At 19.1% G+C, this 19,849-nt stretch carries 19 protein-coding genes and 2 tRNA genes; 9 read left to right on the top strand and 12 right to left on the bottom strand.

Going from position 1 to position 19,849, the window contains the following annotated elements:
- Nucleotides 1-22: 22 nt before the first annotated feature.
- Nucleotides 23-1,207, bottom strand: coding sequence for a serine hydrolase (locus GJU01_RS00355; RefSeq protein WP_168868215.1), 1,185 nt, complete (start codon nt 1,205-1,207; stop codon nt 23-25).
- A gap of 184 nt (nt 1,208-1,391) precedes the next feature.
- Between GJU01_RS00355 and truA the strand changes: the two genes are divergently transcribed.
- On the top strand, nt 1,392-2,216 hold the full coding sequence (gene truA / locus GJU01_RS00350) for a tRNA pseudouridine(38-40) synthase TruA (RefSeq protein ID WP_168867879.1): 825 nt from the start codon (nt 1,392-1,394) through the stop codon (nt 2,214-2,216).
- Between the two features lie 134 nt (nt 2,217-2,350).
- Nucleotides 2,351-2,821, top strand: coding sequence for a CvpA family protein (locus GJU01_RS00345; RefSeq protein ID WP_168867878.1), 471 nt, complete (start codon nt 2,351-2,353; stop codon nt 2,819-2,821).
- Between the two features lie 8 nt (nt 2,822-2,829).
- On the opposite strand, the gene GJU01_RS00340 is transcribed toward GJU01_RS00345, so the two are convergent.
- Nucleotides 2,830-2,916, bottom strand: a tRNA-Leu gene (locus GJU01_RS00340).
- A gap of 30 nt (nt 2,917-2,946) precedes the next feature.
- A tRNA-Cys gene (locus tag GJU01_RS00335) sits at nt 2,947-3,018 on the bottom strand.
- 150 nt (nt 3,019-3,168) lie between these two features.
- Here GJU01_RS00335 and GJU01_RS00330 point away from each other — a divergent pair.
- Nucleotides 3,169-4,374, top strand: coding sequence for an acetate kinase (locus tag GJU01_RS00330; RefSeq protein WP_168867877.1), 1,206 nt, complete (start codon nt 3,169-3,171; stop codon nt 4,372-4,374).
- A 37-nt stretch (nt 4,375-4,411) separates the two neighbouring features.
- On the top strand, nt 4,412-6,535 hold the full coding sequence (gene pta, locus GJU01_RS00325; protein WP_168867876.1) for a phosphate acetyltransferase: 2,124 nt from the start codon (nt 4,412-4,414) through the stop codon (nt 6,533-6,535).
- Between the two features lie 16 nt (nt 6,536-6,551).
- Here the strand turns inward: pta and gpmA are convergent, their stop codons facing one another.
- From gpmA to rpsT, 3 genes are read right to left on the bottom strand one after another with little or no spacing between them, the layout of a single operon-like run.
- The gene (gpmA, locus tag GJU01_RS00320; protein WP_168867875.1) at nt 6,552-7,250 is read right to left on the bottom strand and encodes a 2,3-diphosphoglycerate-dependent phosphoglycerate mutase; all 699 of its coding nucleotides are present in this window, start codon (nt 7,248-7,250) and stop codon (nt 6,552-6,554) included.
- A 33-nt stretch (nt 7,251-7,283) separates the two neighbouring features.
- Entirely contained in the window at nt 7,284-7,619 is a 336-nt protein-coding gene (gene erpA, locus GJU01_RS00315; protein ID WP_168867874.1) for an iron-sulfur cluster insertion protein ErpA, read from the bottom strand.
- Between the two features lie 38 nt (nt 7,620-7,657).
- Nucleotides 7,658-7,921: a 30S ribosomal protein S20 gene (gene rpsT / locus GJU01_RS00310; protein WP_168867873.1), complete on the bottom strand. Its 264-nt coding sequence runs from the start codon at nt 7,919-7,921 to the stop codon at nt 7,658-7,660.
- A gap of 150 nt (nt 7,922-8,071) precedes the next feature.
- Between rpsT and ileS the strand changes: the two genes are divergently transcribed.
- Genes ileS through dapB form a run of 3 tightly spaced genes read left to right on the top strand, consistent with a single transcriptional unit; the run spans nt 8,072 to nt 12,118 of the window.
- Nucleotides 8,072-10,858: an isoleucine--tRNA ligase gene (gene ileS / locus GJU01_RS00305; protein ID WP_168867872.1), complete on the top strand. Its 2,787-nt coding sequence runs from the start codon at nt 8,072-8,074 to the stop codon at nt 10,856-10,858.
- Entirely contained in the window at nt 10,833-11,324 is a 492-nt protein-coding gene (lspA, locus tag GJU01_RS00300; RefSeq protein WP_168867871.1) for a signal peptidase II, read from the top strand. Before ileS ends, lspA begins: the two co-directional genes overlap by 26 nt.
- 17 nt (nt 11,325-11,341) lie before the next feature.
- Nucleotides 11,342-12,118, top strand: coding sequence for a 4-hydroxy-tetrahydrodipicolinate reductase (dapB, locus tag GJU01_RS00295; RefSeq protein ID WP_168867870.1), 777 nt, complete (start codon nt 11,342-11,344; stop codon nt 12,116-12,118).
- Nucleotides 12,119-12,180: 62 nt separating this feature from the next.
- Here the strand turns inward: dapB and rplY are convergent, their stop codons facing one another.
- From rplY to GJU01_RS00280, 3 genes are read right to left on the bottom strand one after another with little or no spacing between them, the layout of a single operon-like run.
- Nucleotides 12,181-12,477 carry a 50S ribosomal protein L25 gene (rplY, locus tag GJU01_RS00290; RefSeq protein ID WP_168867869.1) on the bottom strand — a complete coding sequence of 99 codons (297 nt, stop codon included), beginning with the start codon at nt 12,475-12,477 and terminating at the stop codon, nt 12,181-12,183.
- Between the two features lie 21 nt (nt 12,478-12,498).
- A complete protein-coding gene (gene pfkA, locus GJU01_RS00285; RefSeq protein WP_168867868.1) occupies nt 12,499-13,461 on the bottom strand; it encodes a 6-phosphofructokinase in 963 nt (320 codons plus the stop codon).
- A 40-nt stretch (nt 13,462-13,501) separates the two neighbouring features.
- Complete coding sequence (locus GJU01_RS00280) at nt 13,502-14,440, bottom strand: cation diffusion facilitator family transporter (protein WP_168867867.1); 939 nt, start codon at nt 14,438-14,440, stop codon at nt 13,502-13,504.
- A 155-nt stretch (nt 14,441-14,595) separates the two neighbouring features.
- On the opposite strand from GJU01_RS00280, the gene glyQ reads away from it, so the two are divergent.
- Both glyQ and glyS read left to right on the top strand, forming a co-directional pair.
- Nucleotides 14,596-15,474, top strand: coding sequence for a glycine--tRNA ligase subunit alpha (glyQ, locus tag GJU01_RS00275; RefSeq protein WP_168867866.1), 879 nt, complete (start codon nt 14,596-14,598; stop codon nt 15,472-15,474).
- Between the two features lie 29 nt (nt 15,475-15,503).
- Nucleotides 15,504-17,576 (top strand): glycine--tRNA ligase subunit beta, encoded by a 2,073-nt coding sequence (glyS, locus tag GJU01_RS00270; RefSeq protein ID WP_168867865.1) that lies wholly within the window; start codon nt 15,504-15,506, stop codon nt 17,574-17,576.
- Here the strand turns inward: glyS and dapA are convergent.
- The 3 genes from dapA to leuD form a co-directional block, all read right to left on the bottom strand.
- Nucleotides 17,568-18,446: a 4-hydroxy-tetrahydrodipicolinate synthase gene (dapA, locus tag GJU01_RS00265; RefSeq protein ID WP_168868214.1), complete on the bottom strand. Its 879-nt coding sequence runs from the start codon at nt 18,444-18,446 to the stop codon at nt 17,568-17,570. The two genes, glyS and dapA, sit on opposite strands and share 9 nt — an antisense overlap.
- A gap of 109 nt (nt 18,447-18,555) precedes the next feature.
- Nucleotides 18,556-19,227 (bottom strand): adenylate kinase family protein, encoded by a 672-nt coding sequence (locus tag GJU01_RS00260; RefSeq protein WP_168867864.1) that lies wholly within the window; start codon nt 19,225-19,227, stop codon nt 18,556-18,558.
- Between the two features lie 17 nt (nt 19,228-19,244).
- On the bottom strand, nt 19,245-19,844 hold the full coding sequence (gene leuD / locus GJU01_RS00255) for a 3-isopropylmalate dehydratase small subunit (RefSeq protein WP_168867863.1): 600 nt from the start codon (nt 19,842-19,844) through the stop codon (nt 19,245-19,247).
- Nucleotides 19,845-19,849: the final 5 nt, after the last annotated feature.

The following is a 19,849-nucleotide window of genomic DNA, read 5'->3' as shown; positions in this document are numbered from 1 at the left end:
ATTTTATCTAAAATATACATAATTACTGATGTATCCATTTACTTAATAATAATCTTATATAATCTAAAAAACAAACGAAAACATTACCCTTGGGTATATTTTCCAAAGCAATTAATGGATAATAGCCAATTATATGATTATTAATCATGAAAGTTAAATGGCCTAATATTTGATTTCTATGAATTGGAGCAAAAATTTTATTATTTTTAATATGATATAAAATTTTAATTTTTTTTTCTTGATTTTTCAGAATTGTTAAAAAAACATTATGTTTAATTCCAATTCTTACATAACTATGTTTACCATATAAAATTGGAATAGTAGCTATTTTTTGATATTTTTTTATTGGATTAATTGTACGAAATGTTTCAAAACCCCAATTTAATAGTTTCTTACTATTTTTTTTTCTATCTTGTTCTGTTTTATCTCCTAAAATAACAACAATTAATCTCATATTATTTTTAATTGCAGAAGCAATTATATTATAACCAGCATTTTCAGTATGGCCAGTTTTAATACCATCTACATTTAATGTTTTATCCCATAATAATAAATTACGATTCTTTTGAGAAATATGATTAAAAGTAAAATATTTTTCTTTATATATAGAATATTCGTAAGGAAAATCACGTATTAAACATTTTCCCATAATAGCAATATCTTTTGCAGACGTATATTGCCCTTCTTCATCTAATCCATGTACATTTTTAAAATTAGTATTCTTTAATCCTATTTTTTTAGCGTAAAAATTCATTAAATTTACAAAATTATTTTGATTTCCAGATATATATTCTGCTATAGCAACACATGCATCATTACCTGACTGTAATATAATACCTTTTATTAAATTTTTTACAGAAATATGGTCTCCTATTTTTAAAAACATTAGTGATGAACCGTTAAATTCATCATTACCTGTAGCCCAAGCATTTTTACCAACCGTAACTATATCATTTCTATGTAATTTACCTTTTACTAATGCTTTCCCTATTACGTAACTAGTCATAATTTTTACTAAACTAGCTGGTTTTTGAGTTTCATTTGAATTTTTTTCAGTTAAAATAATACCTGTATTATAATCTATTAAAATATATGATTTAGCACCAATATTTGGTTGAGATGTAATATTAAATATATTTTCATTTGCATATATAACTGTTGAATATACTAAAAATACAATAATAATTAATTTTAATATATTATTCATAGATTTATTATTTTTTTTATATATTTTCATTATATTTTACTCACATATAAATATGTTTTTATTTTTATTAAAATTATTTAAATTTTATTTATTAAAACATTATTTTATATAATTTTTTTAAAAATGTAACTAATTTTTAGTAAAATATAATATTATAAAAAATATAAAGATAGAAAATTATCATATGGTAAATTTTAAATTTATAAAAAAATATAGATTTGCATTAGGAGTAGAATATAATGGAACTAATTATCATGGATGGCAAAAACAAAAACAACATTATAAAAAGACTATACAAGAATGTTTAGAAAATGCTATTTCTAAAATAGCAAATCATAATATAATAATTTTTTGTGCAGGTAGAACTGATATTGGTGTACATAGTTTAGGCCAAGTTATTCATTTTGAAACATATAGTTTTAGAAAAAAAAAATCTTGGATTTTAGGTATAAATAGTCTTTTACCTAAAGATATAGTTATTAATTGGATAATCTCTGTAAATACAGAATTTCATGCTCGCTTTAGTGCTTTATCACGTAGATATTTTTACATTATCTATAATAATAGATATAGATCTGCTTTGTTAAATAATTTAGTTACTTTATATAATTGTAATTTAAATATAAAAAAAATAAAAAATGCAATGAAATTCCTTTTAGGAGAGCACGATTTTTCATCTTTTAGATCTGGTAAATTAATTGGTTCTTCTTATAGAAGAATTTTACATTGTAATATTACAAAATATGGAAATTATATTTTAATTGATATTAAAGCTAATGCTTTTTTATATCATATGGTTAGAAATATTGTTGGAAGTTTGTTAGAAATAGGGATTGGTAATAAAAAAGAAGATTGGTTATTAAAATTAATAAAAATGAAAGATAGAACTAAAGCAGCTGCTACAGTTAAACCAAACGGTTTGTTTTTAGTAGAAGTAGAATATCCAAAATATTTTGGAATTCCAAATATTAATAATAATTTATTTTATTTTTTTAAAAAATTAGTTTAATAAAAATTTTTATTAAAAGAAGATTTTATATTAAATAAATTATATAATTTATTTTATTTCTATTATTTTAAAATTATTTAAAATTTAGAAAATTTTAAATAATTTAACGTAACCAAAAAATTTACATAAAAAATATGTTTAACATTGATTATTTATTTATAATAGTGTTATTTTTTTCTATAATATTTAGTTATTTTAGAGGATTTATAAAAGAAATTTTTACAATATTTACTTGGTTTATATCATTTTATATATCTAAAAAATATTATAATTATATTATTTTTATAAAAGATAAAAAAATAATGAATTTTTATTTCAGAAAAATTTTTTTATTATTTATTTATTTTGTATTAATTTTTATATCAGGAAATAGTATTAAAAAATATTTAAATCAAAAGATTATTAATCAATATCATATGAAAAATGTTAATAGTATATTAGGATTATTTTTTGGCTTATTTAAAGGATGTTTAATAATTTTCCTTTTTTTATATTCATTAAATAATATAGACAAAAATTTATATAATTATTTTTTAATTAAAAAAAAATCCTTATTTTTTATTTATTTTAATAATATTTTACAAAAATATAAATATATTTTATAAAAATTTAATACCCAGAGCGGGAATTGAACCCGCATAGCAGTATAAATGCTGAGGGATTTTAAGTCCCTTGTGTCTACCAATTCCACCATCTGGGCAAAAAAAAAATAAATAGTTTTTACTAAACAAGGCGCATCCCGGAATTGAACCGAAATAAAAGGATTTGCAATCCTCTGCATAAACCATTCTGCCAATGCGCCATTTGTACATAATATATTAAATTATTAATTCTGTACATATTATATTTTATTTTTAGTAAAAATTATAATTTATCTTATATATAATTTTATAATTTTTTTATATATAATTAAATTTTACTTATTTAATAAAATTTTATTTCAGGAAAATATATGATAAATAAATCAGTACTTGTTATTAATTGTGGAAGTTCTTCTTTAAAATTTTCAGTTATAAATGTTTTAAAAAAAAAAATTCTATTATCCGGTTTATCAGAAAATTTTGAAAATAAAAATGCTTATATTAAATGGACTTTTAATAGTCAAAAAGAAAAAAAAAATTTTTATTCAAAAATTGATCATAAAATAATATTAAAGTATTTAATAAATAAAATTTTACAAAAAACCTTATTATATAATAATATAATTGCAGTAGGACATCGTATAGTGCATGGTGGAGAAAAATTTACAGAATCTGTTATTATTACAAAAAAAGTGATAGAAGCAATAAAAAAAGCATCTATTTTTGCTCCTTTACATAATCCAATTCAACTAATAGGTATTAGTGAAAGTATCAAAATATTACCTCATTTAAAAAATAAACAAGTTGCTGTATTTGATACTTCTTTTCATCAAACAATCCCTGAAACATCATATTTATATGCTTTACCAATAAAATTTTATGAAAAATATAAAATACGTCGTTATGGGGCTCATGGTACTAGCCATAAATATGTTAGTAAAATGGCTTCAAAAATATTGAATATTCCATTAGATAAATTCAATTGTATTTCATGCCATTTAGGCAATGGCTCATCTATTACTGCTATAAAAAATGGTAAAAGTATTGATACTTCAATGGGATTAACACCTTTAGAAGGTTTAGTTATGGGTACTAGATGTGGTAATATTGATCCTGCAATTATTTTTTATATGTTTAACAAATTAAATATTAAAATAGATAAAATTAATAAAATTTTAACTGAAAAATCAGGGATGTTAGGATTAACTCATATAACTAGTGATTTTAGATATCTTGAAAATAATTATTTAAATGATTTTAGAATAAAAAGAGCAGTAGATATTTTTATACATTCTCTATCTAAATATATTGCTTCTTATAGTATCTTAATGGAAAATAAAATAAATGCAATTATTTTTACAGGTGGGATTGGAGAAAATAGTGTTTTAATTAGAGAAAAAACTATAGAAAAATTAAAAATTTTAAATATTTTTATTAATCATAAATTAAATAATAAAATAAAATTTGGTAAAATTGGTTTAATAAATACAAATAATAGTGTTCCAATATTAGTTATTCCTACAAATGAAGAATTAATGATAGCAAATGATACATTTAATATTATAATTAAGAAATAATATTATAAAAAATTATTTATTTTAAAAGGTAATAATAATGTTAAAAGTAATTATGTCAATACCAGTTAATGTTGATATGCATTTTTTTACTAGTATAAATATTGGATTATTAAATAATATAAAAAAAAAAAAATTAAAATGTAAATTTTTTAAACCTATTTCTCAAATAGAAAAATATAATATTAATTATACTTATGATATTTTAAATAAATATCAATTAAATATTGAATCTATTAATTCATTAAAAATTAATGATTTTAATTTATTACATAATAAAACTGAATATAATAATATTATTGAAAAAATAATAGAAGAATATTTTAAAAATATAAATGATACAGAAATTGTTTTTATAGAAGGAATAATTCCATTCTATTTAGAACAAACAATATTTAAATTAAATTGTGATATAGCAAATATATTTAATGCAAAAATTATTTTTGTTGCATCAAAATTTTCAAAAAATGAAACTTTAGAAAAAACAAAATTAATTATTAATAATTTTTTTAAAGAAAAATTATGTAATTTAACAAAAAATAATACATTTTTTTTTATTAAAGAAAAATTTATTAATAATAATCCCTTTTTTTATACAATAAATATGTTTAAAAATATTTTTTTAAAAAAAAATACTTTACATTATAATTTATTACCTTTAAGTACAAATAATTGTGTTTTTATTCCATGGTTAACAAATTTTGTATTTGGAATAAACTTAAAAATTATATGTAAATATTTGAACTGTAATATACCTAAGAATTTTAAATATAAAAATATTAAATATATTATTTTTCTAAATCAACAAATATTTATAGATAAGTTTTTTTTTATTGAATCTTTAATTATTATTTCTATAGAAGATACCGAAAATTTAAAAAAAATATATAAAATGTTATCTAAAAAATTTTTTTTTAAAGCTATATTATTTACAAATTGTATACAAAAAAATTTTGATTTAATAATAAAAAAAATTTTTAAAATTATGAAAGATAATGATATGTATATTTTATATACAAAAAATAATTTTTATCAAATTAATTTAAAATTACAAAATATTTATACAAATAATTTTCCAATTAATGATTCTAAATTAATATTAAATATTATTAATTATATTAATTTATATATTCCTTCTCAATTTTTTAATAAAAAATCTAAAAACTATAAATATTATCTTTCACCATTTTTATTTAAATATAATTTAATTAATAAAGCTAGTAAATTGGATAAAACAATTTTATTACCAGAAGGAAATGAATTACGTATTCTTCAAGCTGCATCAATATGTTCTCAAAAAAAAATAGCTAAATGTATATTATTAGGTAAAATAAAAGAAGTTACTAATATAGCTAAAATGAATAATATAAATTTAAAAAATATTGATATTATCGAGCCTAATTCTATTAGAAATAATTATATAGAACAATTAATGTATATAAGAAAAAATAAATTATTAAATAAAAATAATGCAATAAAATTATTACAAGATAATATGTTTTTAGCTACTATGATGTTAAAAAATAATGAAGTTGATGGAATAGTATCAGGAGCTAACACAACAACAGCAAATACTATAAGACCAGCATTACAAATAATTAAAACTCTACCAGAGTATTCTATAATTTCATCAATATTTATAATGTTATTACATGAAAATATCTTAATATATGGAGATTGTGCAATTAATCCTAATCCTAATTACAAACAATTATCTGAAATAGCAATACAATCAGCTAATACTAGTAAATTATTTGATTTAATACCTAAAATAGCAATGATTTCGTACGCAACAGGTAATTCTAGTAAAGGTATTGAAGTTGAAAAAGTATATAAAGCAACTAAATTAGTACAAAATAAATTACCAAATTTAATAATAGATGGACCATTACAATATGATGCCGCTGTTATCAAAAAGATTGGTAAATATAAAGCACCAAAATCTTTAGTTGCTGGAAAAGCTAATATTATAATTTTCCCTGATCTTAATACAGGTAATACTACCTATAAAGCAGTTCAAAGAACATCTAAAATAATTTCTATTGGTCCTATATTACAAGGTATACAAAAACCTATTAATGATCTTTCAAGAGGTTCATCAATTGAAGATATAATTTATACAATAGCTGTAACGGTTATTCAATCTCAATATACAAGAAAGTAAAAAAATATTTTATATATTAATGATTTAAATAATATTTTTTTTTATAATTTAAATTACTATCAAATTCATAAACTATTGGCATGCCAGTAGCAATATTTAAATTAATAATATCATTATCGTTAATATTTTCAATATACTTAATTAATGCTCTTAATGAATTACCATGTGCGACAATGAGGATGCGTTCTCCATTTATAATTTTAGTTGATATATTATGTTTCCATAGATAAATAACTCTTTCTAATGTTTTAGATAAACTTTCTGATAAAGGTAATTGATAATCTTCTAATTTAGAATATTTTGAATCAAATCTAGACCATCTAATATCATTAGTAGATAATTCTGGTGGTGCAATTTTAAAACTACGACGCCATTCTTGTACTTTTTTTTTACCAAATTGATTAGCAATTTGCTCTTTATTCATTCCCTGTAATTTACCATAATGTCTTTCATTTAATCTCCATGTTTTTTTTATCGGAATCCATAATTGATCTAATTCTTTTAAAGTTAACCATAAAGTATGAATTGCTCTTTTTAACACAGAAGTATATGCATAATCAAATTTAAAATTATTTATTTTTAATATTTTTCCTGCTTGTATTGCTTCAATTTTTCCTTCTGGAGATAATTGAATATCATGCCAACCAGTAAATAAATTTTTTTTATTCCATTCACTTTGTCCATGACGTAATAATACTAATTTTGTATTAGACATAAGTTTTTCCTTATATAAATATACTTTTTAATATTAAATATCAAAAGAAGAACCACAACTACATGTATTTTTCATGTATGGACTTTTAATAATAAATTTCGATTCTTCAATACTTTCTATATAATCAATAATACTTCCGGTTAAATATTGTATACTTATTTTATCTATTACAATATTTATACCTGATAAATTTATCAGAATATCATTCTCTTTTATTTTTTTATCTAACATAAAATTATATTTAAATCCACTACATCCTCCACCTAGAATAAATATTCTAAAATTACTATTTTGAAAATATAATTCTTTTATTTTATTCATAGCTCTTTTAGTTAAAGAAATCGAAAAATCTTTTGAATTAATATTCATTATTTAAATTTTACAGATTATTATTAAGTTAATTTTAATTAAGTAAGATTAATAATTTTATTATATAATCTAGATTTATAACGTGCTGCCTTATTTTTATGAATTAGTTTTTTTTGTACTTGCTTATCTATAATAGATTGCATTATTTGAAAATTTTTTTTTGATAATTCTATATCTTTATTCATAATAGCACTATTAACTTTTTTTATAAATGTTCTTAACATTGAACGATAATTAATATTATGTTTTCTTTGTTTTTCAGATTTTAAAATTCTTTTTTTAGCTGATTTTATATTTGCCATGCAATAACCTTTTAAATTGTTTAAATAATTTTTCTTTTTTATAAAAATTATTTATTTACATAAAATATTATTATATATAATATCTATGTATAAATAAAATGTATATTTATTAATTTTTGTTAACATAATAATGAATTAAAGATAATTAGTATGAAAAATAAATTTAGTTTAAATTTACCAAAAACAATGTTTCCCATGAAAGCATGTTTAACGAAAAATGAATTAATTATATTAAAACAATGGAAAAAAGATAATTTATATAAAAAAATATTAAATATAAAAAAAAATAAAAAATTATTTATTTTACATGATGGCCCACCTTATGCTAATGGTAATATTCATATTGGACATGCTTTTAATAAAATTTTAAAAGATATTATTATAAAATCTAAAAATATGGATGGATATTGTACTTCTTTTATTCCTGGATGGGATTGTCATGGTTTACCAATAGAACAAAAAGTAGAAGAAATTTTAAAAAAACAAAATAAAAAAGTTTCTAAAAAAATATTTAGAATTAAATGTCGAGAATATGCTTTTAAACAAATTGAAAAACAAAAAAAAGATTTTATAAGATTAGGAATATTTGCTGATTGGTTAAATCCTTATTTAACAATGAATTTTAAAACAGAAGCAAATATTGTACGTACTTTAGGGGAAATTATTAAAAATAATTACATATATAAAGGTGAAAAACCAGTATATTGGTGTATAAAATGCCTTTCTTCTTTAGCAGAAGCAGAAGTTGATTATGTTAAAAAAAAAACATTAACATGTTATGTTATGTTTAATGTAATAAATACTAGTTATTTTAAAAAAAATTTCAATATAGAAATAAAAAATCATGATATTTCATTTTTAATATGGACTACAACACCATGGACAATACCTGCAAATAGAGCAATTGCTGTAAATTATACAGCATATTATCAATTAATTAAGATTAATAACACAAATATTATTATAGTAGCCAAAAATTTGGTTAGTATAATTATGAATAAAGCAAAAATTATAACATGGAAAATTTTATTAGAAATAAAAGGTAAATATTTAAAAAATATATTAGTAAAAAATCCTATTAATAATAAAATTTCTTCTGTAATTATAAGTGATTATGTATCTGAACAATCAGGTACTGGTATTGTTCATATGGCTCCTAATCATGGATTAGAAGATTATAAAATATGTCATCAAAATAATATAAAATGTTTAAAAAATATTATAGATAAAAAAGGATTTTTTATAGATGGTGTACATCCTAAATTAGATAAAATTAGTATTTTTTCTTCTAAACAAATAATTATTAAAATTTTAAAAAAAACAAATACATTATTCTTATTAGAAAATTATATACATAATTATCCATTTTGTTGGCGCCATAAAATAAAAATTATATATATATCTACACCACAATGGTTTATTAATATAGATAAAAATAATCTTAGAAAATTAGCAAAAAAAGCAATAAAAAAAGTAAATTGGATACCTAATTGGGGTTATAATAGAATGTGTTTGATGTTAGATAAAAGACCTGATTGGTGTATTTCTAGACAAAGAATTTGGGGAATTCCGATTCCCTTATTTATTCATAAAAAAACACAAAAAATACATGTTAATTCTTTAAAATTTATTGAAAAAATAGCTTGTCTGATTGAAAAAAAAGGCATACAAGCATGGTGGGATTTAAATATTAATAAATTTTTAGGTGAAGATGCTAGTTTATATGAAAAAGTGATAGATGTATTAGATGTTTGGTTTGATTCTGGTTCTACTCATAATTCAATTATTAAACAAATTAAAGAATTTAAAAAAAAAAAAATTGATATGTATTTAGAAGGTACTGACCAATATAGAGGTTGGTTTACTTCATCATTAATTATTTCAACGGCAATAAATAATGATGCTCCATATAAAACAGTAATAAGTCATGGATTTACTGTTGATGAAAAAGGTAAAAAAATGTCTAAATCTTTAGGTAATATTATTGAACCTCAAAGTATAGTAAATACTTTAGGTAGTGATATTTTAAGATTATGGGTAGCTTCTACAGATTATACTAATGAAATAAATATTTCTTCAAATATTTTAAAAAGAATTACAGAAATTTATAGACGTATTAGAAATACAGTTAGATTTTTATTATCTAATTTAGATAATTTTATACCAAAAAAAAATATAATTAAAAAAGAACAAATGTTAATTTTAGATAAATGGATTATACATAAGACTAAAATTACACAAGATAAAATTATAAAATATTATAATGAATATAATATACAAAATGTAGTTCAAGAAATTATGCAATTTTGTTCTATAGATTTAGGTTCTATTTATTTTGATATTATAAAAGATAGACAATATACATTTAAAAAATTTAGTATAGAAAGATTAAGTTGTCAAATATCTTTATATATGATTCTTGAAGCTTTAGTTAGATGGATAACACCAATATTATCTTTTACAGCACATGAAATTTGGAATTATATTCCTGGAACAAGATCAAAATATGTTTTTACCGAAGAATGGTATTCTAAATTATTTTATTTACCATTAAATGATATAATGAATAATAAATATTGGGATGAAATCTTTGTTTTTAAAAATAAAATAAATAAAATTATTGAATATGCAAGAAATAAAAAAATTATAGGTAGTTCTTTAGAAGCAAACATTACTGTTTTTGTAAATACAAATATTTATAAAAAATTAATAATGTTAGGGACAGAATTACGTTTTTTATTATTAGTATCTAATATTTCTCTTTATGAAGAAAAACAAATTTCTACAAATATATTAATAAAAAGATTTAAAATTACTAAATCAAAATATTTCAAATGTAAACGTTGTTGGTATTATTATAAAAATATAATTAATAATATTTGTGATCGTTGTAGGTTAAATACAATAGGTAATGGTGAAAAACGTTTATTTATTTAGTAGTTTTTTGCAAATAATTAAAAAAAAAATAAAAATATTAAATTTATATATTTTATTATTAATTTTAATAGATTTGTTAAGTAAAAATTTAATAATTAAAAAAATAAAATTATATAAATTTTATTATATTTGTTCTTATTTAAATTTAATTTACTTAAGAAATTATGGTATTATTTTTGGTTTTTTAAAAAATTATAACAACATTAATTTTTTTTTAATAAAAATTAATATTATTATATTAATAATATTAATTTTTATTAAAAAAAATTATGATCAATTATCTACCACTATAATATTTAGCGGAATATTAAGTAATTTAATTAATAGAATTCAATATGGTTTTGTGATAGATTTTATAGATATACATATATTTAATTATCATTTTCCTGTTTTTAATATTGCAGATATTTTCATTTTTATTGGTATAATAATTATTATAAAAAATAATTTTAAAATATTAAAATAATATATAGGTTTTTGTATATGAAAAATAATCAAATTCGTTTAGCTGTATCAGGAATTAATGGGCGTATGGGACAAAGTATTTTAAAAATACTAAATACAGAAAAAATAAATAATATTTCATTAAATGGAGTTACAGAAAGTGAAATATCTCTAAAAAATATAAATAAAATTTTATATAAATCTAATTTTTTAGATATTAAATCAAATATAATAGATATTATTGATCAATTTGATATTTTAATAGATTTTACAAATCCACAAACAACACTAAAAAATATAAATATTTGTCAAAAGTATAAAAAAAAAATTGTTATTGGAACTACAGGATTTACTCAAAAACAAGAATTAATAATAAAAAAAATATCAAAAAATATAGCTGTTATTTTATCTTCTAATTTTAGTCAAGGTATCAATATTTTATTAAAAATAATAGAAAATATAATTAAAATTTTATGTAAAAATAAACAAATAAATAATTTAGATATAGATATAATAGAAAAACATCATAAAAAAAAAATAGATTTACCATCAGGAACAGCTTTATCATTTAAAAATATTATTATTCAAACTTATAAAAAATTTAATATTTTAAAAAAAATTACATGTCATTCTATTAGAGCTGCTGATTTATATGGAGAACATAATATTTTATTTTCTTTTATAGGAGAGCAAATAGAATTAATTCATAAAGCATCTAACAGAATGCCTTTTGCCAAAGGTGCTATTAAAGCAGCTATATGGCTTAATAATAAAAAATCTGGCATATATAATATGAATGATGTATTAGAAATATAATATTAAAATTAATATAACTAATTAAATATTTTAAAAAAATATATTTTATAAATATAAAATTATTATATAAACAAAAAATCTATATGATATATTTTATTATTTTTAAAAGGATGATATTGAATTTCAATAATATTAACTTTATAGATTTTTTTTTTTTCATCTATTAAATTAATTACACTAAATTTTTTTTTCAAAATTTTTTTAAAATTAATATTAACTATATCATTAATATTTATAATTATAGGTATTTCTTTTTTTTTTTTACCATAAATTATAGCTGGAAATTGATGATTTATTCTTAATCGTCTACTAAATTTTTTACCTGTTTGCATTCTTTTTAAAAATTTTATATTATGCATATTCCATCTCTTTTTAATTAATTAATATAATTTTTTAGCAATATCTAATAAATCTTTTTTAAAAACTTTTTTCATATTTAAAATAGCATCAATAATATCATGATGAACCATTTTATTATTTTGAATTCCTATACATCTTCCACCATATCCTTTATATAATAACTCTACTGCAAAAGATCCCATTTGTGAACCTAAAATACGATCATATGCAACAGGAGAACCTCCTCTTTGGATATAACCTAACACTGTAGTTCTAGTTTCACGTTTAATTTTAGTTTGGATAAATTTCGCTAGTTTATTAATATCACAAATAAGTTCTGTAATCAATACTATTGCATGTTTTTTACCTTTTTTAATGCCTAATTTTATTTCTTGTACTAAATCTTCTTGGTTATAATTAACTTCTGGTAAAACTATAAATTCACAACCTCCTGCAATAGCTGCAGACAATGTCAAATCTCCACAATGTCTACCCATAATTTCAACAATAGATATTCTTTGATGTGAAGTAGAAGTATCTCTTAATTTATCAATAGCTTGAACAATAGTCTCTAAAGCAGTAGAATAACCTATACTATAGTCAGTACCTGCTACATCATTATCAATAGTACCTGGAATTCCTATACATGGGAAACCCATTTCTGTTAATAATTTAGCTCCCATATATGTACCATCTCCTCCTATTACTACTAATGCATTAATACCATGTTTTTTCATATTTTTTATAGCAATAGAACGTACTTTTTGGTTTTTAAATTGAGTGAAACGTGAAGATCCTAAAAAAGTTCCTCCTTTATTAATAATATCAGATACACTAAATCTATTTAATTTAATAATATTATTATTATATAATCCTAAATAACCATTATATATTCCAAAAATTTCAATATTGTAACTTATAGCTGTTCTTACAACTCCTCTAATAGCAGCATTCATTCCTGGAGCATCTCCACCACTTGTAAGTACACCAATTTTTTGAATCATGTGATACCTCATTAAAATATATAATATTTTACTAATAAAATTAATTTTTAAAAAAACCTTTATATTTTTTAGAAACAATAGAATATGGATCTTGATGTATAATTATATCTGAATAAGGAAATCTTTTATTTAAAGCATTTTCTATTTTTTTTGCAATTGAATGTGATTCTAATAAAGGTAAATTATCTTCTAATACTAAATGAAGTTGTATAAAACGTGTAGGACCAGATTGTCTTGTTTTTAATTGATGTGCTCCTTTTACTTTAGGCCAAGTAGTAATCAAATCTATTATAATTTTTTTTTCATGTTCTGGTAAAGATCTATCTAATAGAGATTGTATTGCTTTATATCCTACTTTAAAAGCATTATAAAAAATAAATATACTTATAATTAATGCTATTAAAGAATCTGCTTGTTTTATATTAAAATAATTTAAAATTAAAGCCAATAAAATAGCACTATTAATTAAAATATCTGATTCATAATGCATCATATCAGCATGAGTAGCTTGACTATTTGTTTTAGCTATTACTTTCTTTTGAAAAAGAACTAATATTAAAGTTAAAAAAAATGAAATTATTATTACTAATATTCCTATTGCTGGATAATATATTTTTGTAGGATGAGATATATATTGTAAACTATTTAAAAATAAAAATATTGCTGTAATACAAATAAACACACTTTGTGTTAAAGCTGATAAAGATTCTGCTTTACCATGCCCGAATGTATGTTCTACATCAGCAGGTTGTAAAGAATAATATATAATTAATAAATTAATTGATGAAGATGTAATATCAACTAAAGAATCTACGCAAGCGGCAAGCATACTTATAGATTTTGTTTGCCACCAAGCTAGTAATTTTAATATTAATAACGTTAAGGATAATAAAATAGCTAAATTTGTAGCCTTTTTTATTAATTTATTATATTCATTTTTTTTTTCTTTAAAATAAATTTGTTTAGATATATTATTCATGTTTATATTTAATCCATATTAAAATTTTTTATATTTTAAAATAATAAATTATTTTAACATTAATTTTTATTCTATTAAAAATATGTTAAATTTTAATTTATATTTTTATTAAAAATTATATAAAATAATTATATTTAAATTATAAATTTTAAAAAATGAAGAAATTTAACGAAAAAACATTTCAAGGAATGATTTCTATTTTACAAAATTATTGGGGGAAACAAGGTTGTAGTATTGTTCAACCAATTGATATTGAAGTTGGAGCCGCTACATCACATCCAATGACCTGTTTATATGCAGTAGGAGAAAAGCCTATTAAATTAGCTTATATACAATTATCAAGAAGACCATCCGATGGCAGATATGGTAATAATCCTAATAGATTACAACAATATTATCAATTTCAAGTAATTTTAAAACCGCCTCCTTATAATATTCAAACATTATATTTAAAATCTTTAGAAAAATTAAAATTAAATTTAAGAAAAAATGATCTTCGTTTTATTGATGATAACTGGGAAAATCCTACATTAGGTGCCTATGGAATAGGTTGGGAAATATGGTTAAATGGTATGGAAATTACTCAATTTACATATTTTCAAAAAATGGGAGGAATAATATGTGATCCAATAACAGGAGAAATTACTTATGGTTTAGAAAGATTAGCAATGCATATACAGGGTAAAAAAAATATATTTGATTTAATTTGGAATAAAGATAAAAATAGTTGTATTACTTATGGAGATCTTTTTTATAGAAATGAAATAGAACAATCTATTTATAATTTTCAATATACAAATATTAATTTTCTAATATATTGTTTTAAAAATTATGAAACTGAAATAGATTATTTATTAAAATTAGAAAAACCATTAATTTTCCCTGCATATGAAAAACTTTTAAAAGCATCTCATTGTTTTAATTTATTAGAAGCACGTAGATTTTTATCCCATACTGAACGACAAAGATATGTTTTAAAATTACGTAATATGACAAAATTAATTGTTACAAAATATTTTAATCATATAAAATAAAAAATTATTTAATTAGGTAATATAATGTTATGTGTAATAATATATTATTATTAGAAATTAGTATAGAAGAAATACCTTCTAATTATTTATTAAAATTATCTAAAATAATTTTAATAAATTTTAAAAATGAATTAAAAAAAAATTCTTTTAAATATAAAACAATAAAATGTTTTTTTACTGCTAGACGTATTGCATTGCAAATATATTTTATAAATATTATACAAAGTGATCATTTTTATACTATTAAAGGACCTTTTATATCTAATAAAAAAAATATTTTTTCAGATAAAATAGTAAAATTATGGATTAAAAAATATAATATTAAAAATAAAAAAGATATTTTTTATAAAAATAAATATCTTTTTTATAAAAAAAAAATTAAAGGATTACATATTAAAAATTTATTATCAAATATAATAATTAATTCTCTAAAAAATATTATTTCTATTCCTAATTTTATGTTTTGGGAAAAAAGTTTTTTTAAATTTATTAGACCTATAAGAAATATAGTATTAGTTTTAGATAAAAAAAATATTAAAAAAAATTTATTAAATCTTCAATCTAATAATATTATTCAAGGACATCGTTTTATGTGTTCAAAAAAAATAATTTTAAAAAATGCAAAAGAATATAATAAATTATTATTTAATAAAGGAAAAGTTATTGTTGATTATTATAAAAGAAAACATTTTATTTTTCATGAAATACAAAAAATAGCAAATAATTTAAATCTTATTTCTAAAATAGATAAAAATTTTTTGAACGAATTATCTGCTATGGTAGAATGGCCTGTATTATTAATAGGTAAATTTAATAAAAAATTTTTAACATTACCATCAGAAATATTAGAATATATTATGATTAATTATCAGAAATATATTCCCTTATATGATAAAGAGAAAAATTTATCATTTTATTTTATTATTTTAATAAATATAGAAACTAAAAATAATCAAACAATTATTTCTAATAATGAGCAAGTAATTACATCAAGATTTAAAGATATTCAATTTTTTTTTAAAAATGATTTAAAAATAAAATTTGAAAAATATTTAGATAAATTAAAAAATATTATTTTTCAAAATGAATTAGGTAATTTATTTGAAAAAACTATGCGTATAAATAATATATCTCAATATATAGGAAAAAATATTAAAAATATTAATATAGAAGATTGTATTAGAGCTAGTAAATTATCTAAATGTGATTTAGCTACACAAATGGTTTATGAGTTTCCTGATTTACAAGGAATTATTGGTATGTATTATGCAAAATATAATAAAGAAAATCAAAATGTAGTACAAGCTATTAAAGAACAATATCAATACAAAAAAAATAATTCAATACCTAAAAATATAATTTCTTGTATTTTATTTATTGCAGATAAAATAGATTCTATAACAGGAATTTTTAGTATATCATTAATACCAACTGGAGATAAAGATCCTTTTGCTTTAAAATATATAACATTAATAATTATACGTATAATTATTGATAAAAAAATAAATATTAATTTAACTAAATTAATTCTTTTTAGTTTAACTTTATATAAAAAAAATATTATTAATAAAAAAAAAATATTACAGCAAATTTTATCTTTTATAAAAAATAGGTGTAAAAATTGGTATATCTCTTTAGGTTATAAAAAAAATATTATCTCTTCTGTTTTAGATAATGAGATTAATAATTTATTAATTTTAGATTATAAAATAAAAGCTTTAGATTTATTTTTTAAAAATGAAATAAAACAAGGTAATTTTTTAATTTTTACTTATAAAAGAATAAATAAAATTTTATTAAAAAATATAAAATATATAGATCTCATTAATAAGATAGATATCTCTTTATTAAAAGATAAAGAAGAAATTGTGTTATTTAAACATATTCTCAAATTATCTAAAATATTTATTTTAAAAATTAAAAATAATGAATATTATAATATATTATTGATATTATCAGAGTTATATTATCCTATAAATAATTTTTTTAAAAAGATAATAATTAATCATAAAGATAAAAAAATTAAAAAAAATAGAATCTTAATTCTATACCATATAAAAGAATATTTTATAAAAGTAATTAATATTAGTAATTTATATTAATTTTAATTTTTTCAATGTATTTTCTATAATTTTTTGATTATACTTTGTAAGTTGTGTCATAGGAAGTCTCATTTTATCACTATTAATGAGTCCTAATCTTTTTGCTACCCATTTAACTGGTATTGGATTAGACTCAATAAATAATTGATTATGCAATAAGATTAAATCTTGATTAATTTTTTTTGCTTTATTTATTTTTTTTTCTTTTATATAATTACAAAATTTACTCATTTTTAATGCGGCTATATTAGCCGTTACAGATATAATGCCATCACCACCTAATAACATAAATTCAAAAGAAGTTTTATCATCACCACTAATTAAAAAAAATTTTTTTTTAACTAAATTTTTAATTTTATTAATACGAGACAAATCTCCAGTTGCTTCTTTAATTCCTATAATATTATTAATTTTTGATAATTTATAAATAGTTTCTGGTAATAAATCACAACCTGTTCTTGAAGGAACATTATATAAAATTTGGGGTAATTTAGTATTATTTGCAATTTCTTTAAAATGTTGATATAAACCTTCTTGTGTAGGTCGATTATAATAAGGGGTTACATTTAAACAACCAATAATTCCTGAATTTTCAAGAATAGATATTATTGCAATACTTTTAGATGTTGAATTAAATCCTGTTCCTGCGATAATAGGTATTTTATTTTCTGAAAAATCTAATGCATACATTATAATATCTATATGTTCTTTATATGTTAATGTAGCAGATTCTCCTGTTGTACCCATAATAACAATTGCTTTTGTGCCATTATTAATATGATATTTAATTAATTTTTGTAAACTTTTTTTACAAATATTTCCTTTAATATCCATTGGAGTTATAAGTGCTACAATACTTCCAGTAAACATTAGACTATAATCCATACTAATTAATATTAATCATTAAATGATCATAACAAATTTAAAGTAAATAAACAAATTATTATAAATTTATTCATTTCAATTTTTATAAAAAAAATTATTTTTTTTGTATATTAAATTTTTTTAAAAAATTACTTATTTTTTTTTTTACATCTAAAATAGATAACGTATTATTTATTTTTTTATAAATAATTTTTTTATGCATATAATCTTTGTAATAATATTTAATTAATGGTTTAGTTTGTTTTAAATATTCTTTAAAACGATTTTTAATTGTAATAAGATTATCGTCTGTTCTAGTTATTAATGTTTCTCCAGTTATATCATCTTTATCTTTTATTTTCGGAGGATTAAAAATGATATGATAGGTCCTTCCTGAAGGTATATGTATTTTCCGCCCTATAATTCTTTTAATAATTTGTTTTTTTGGTATATAAAATTCTAGAATTATGTCTATTTTTATGTTTTCTTTTTTTAGAATATTAGCTTGTATAATATTTCTAGGATATCCATCTAATAAAAAACCTTTTTTACAATCTATATTGTATAATCTATTTTTAATAATTTTAATTGTGATATTGTCAGGAACCATCATTCCTTTTTGAATAAAATTTTTTATTTTATTGGTTAAAAAAGAATTTTTATTATTTAAAATATAATTTCTTAATATATTTCCTATAGAAATATTAGGTAAATCATATTTTTCAGATATAAACCTTGCATAAGTGCCCTTTCCTACTCCTGGAGGACCTAATAATATTATACGCATTTAATAATATTCTCATTTTAAAAAAACTTAAAATATGTCTTTTCAAAGATATTAATTTCTTTAGAATATTTCATTGTTAAATCTATTTGATCTAAATCATTTGTAATAAAATTAACTATATCTTCACTAATTTTAAAATTAAAAAATTGATTATTTATCATAATTTTTTTATGTAGTAAATTGATATAACATAAAATACCAGGGAATTTTTCTACTATAAAAAATAATTGATCAATTATTTTTTTATCTAAAATAATTAATAATAATTTATTATTAATAGCATTATTATAAAATATATCTGCATAACTAGAAGCAATAATAGTATGAAACCCAAAATCTAATAATGACCATGGAGCATGTTCTCTAGAAGAACCACAACCAAAATTATCTCTGGTTAATAAAATTTTTGAATTTTGAAATTCTTTTTTATTTAAAATAAAATTAGGATTAATTACTTTATTTTTATCATCTAAGTATCTCCAATTATTAAATAAATTTTTTCCAAATCCTATTTTATTATTCCTTTGTAAAAATTGTTTTGGTATAATCACATCTGTATCAATATTTGATATATTAAAGGGAGCTATAACACCATTGTATTGTAATTTTTTTTTCATATATA

It is taken from the genome of Enterobacteriaceae endosymbiont of Donacia vulgaris, from assembly GCF_012568445.1.
Classification (GTDB): domain Bacteria; phylum Pseudomonadota; class Gammaproteobacteria; order Enterobacterales; family Enterobacteriaceae.
Note: the sequence above shows the minus strand (reverse complement) of the source record. Positions and strands in the feature narration are given on the sequence as shown.

Excerpts from the sequence above, each read along its gene's own strand:
- dapA (WP_168868214.1), bottom strand. The coding sequence starts at position 18,446 with ATGTTTACTGGAAGTATTGTAGCACTTATAACTCCAATGGATATTAAA.
- GJU01_RS00260 (WP_168867864.1), bottom strand. The coding sequence starts at position 19,227 with ATGCGTATAATATTATTAGGTCCTCCAGGAGTAGGAAAGGGCACTTAT.
- lspA (WP_168867871.1), top strand. The coding sequence starts at position 10,833 with ATGGTGAAAAACGTTTATTTATTTAGTAGTTTTTTGCAAATAATTAAA.
- erpA (WP_168867874.1), bottom strand. The coding sequence starts at position 7,619 with ATGAATATTAATTCAAAAGATTTTTCGATTTCTTTAACTAAAAGAGCT.
- GJU01_RS00355 (WP_168868215.1), bottom strand. The coding sequence starts at position 1,207 with ATGAATAATATATTAAAATTAATTATTATTGTATTTTTAGTATATTCA.
- pfkA (WP_168867868.1), bottom strand. The coding sequence starts at position 13,461 with ATGATTCAAAAAATTGGTGTACTTACAAGTGGTGGAGATGCTCCAGGA.
- glyS (WP_168867865.1), top strand. The coding sequence starts at position 15,504 with ATGTGTAATAATATATTATTATTAGAAATTAGTATAGAAGAAATACCT.
- glyQ (WP_168867866.1), top strand. The coding sequence starts at position 14,596 with ATGAAGAAATTTAACGAAAAAACATTTCAAGGAATGATTTCTATTTTA.
- GJU01_RS00345 (WP_168867878.1), top strand. The coding sequence starts at position 2,351 with ATGTTTAACATTGATTATTTATTTATAATAGTGTTATTTTTTTCTATA.
- leuD (WP_168867863.1), bottom strand. The coding sequence starts at position 19,844 with ATGAAAAAAAAATTACAATACAATGGTGTTATAGCTCCCTTTAATATA.
- rpsT (WP_168867873.1), bottom strand. The coding sequence starts at position 7,921 with ATGGCAAATATAAAATCAGCTAAAAAAAGAATTTTAAAATCTGAAAAA.
- gpmA (WP_168867875.1), bottom strand. The coding sequence starts at position 7,250 with ATGTCTAATACAAAATTAGTATTATTACGTCATGGACAAAGTGAATGG.
- ileS (WP_168867872.1), top strand. The coding sequence starts at position 8,072 with ATGAAAAATAAATTTAGTTTAAATTTACCAAAAACAATGTTTCCCATG.
- rplY (WP_168867869.1), bottom strand. The coding sequence starts at position 12,477 with ATGCATAATATAAAATTTTTAAAAAGAATGCAAACAGGTAAAAAATTT.
- pta (WP_168867876.1), top strand. The coding sequence starts at position 4,412 with ATGTTAAAAGTAATTATGTCAATACCAGTTAATGTTGATATGCATTTT.
- GJU01_RS00330 (WP_168867877.1), top strand. The coding sequence starts at position 3,169 with ATGATAAATAAATCAGTACTTGTTATTAATTGTGGAAGTTCTTCTTTA.
- dapB (WP_168867870.1), top strand. The coding sequence starts at position 11,342 with ATGAAAAATAATCAAATTCGTTTAGCTGTATCAGGAATTAATGGGCGT.
- truA (WP_168867879.1), top strand. The coding sequence starts at position 1,392 with ATGGTAAATTTTAAATTTATAAAAAAATATAGATTTGCATTAGGAGTA.
- GJU01_RS00280 (WP_168867867.1), bottom strand. The coding sequence starts at position 14,440 with ATGAATAATATATCTAAACAAATTTATTTTAAAGAAAAAAAAAATGAA.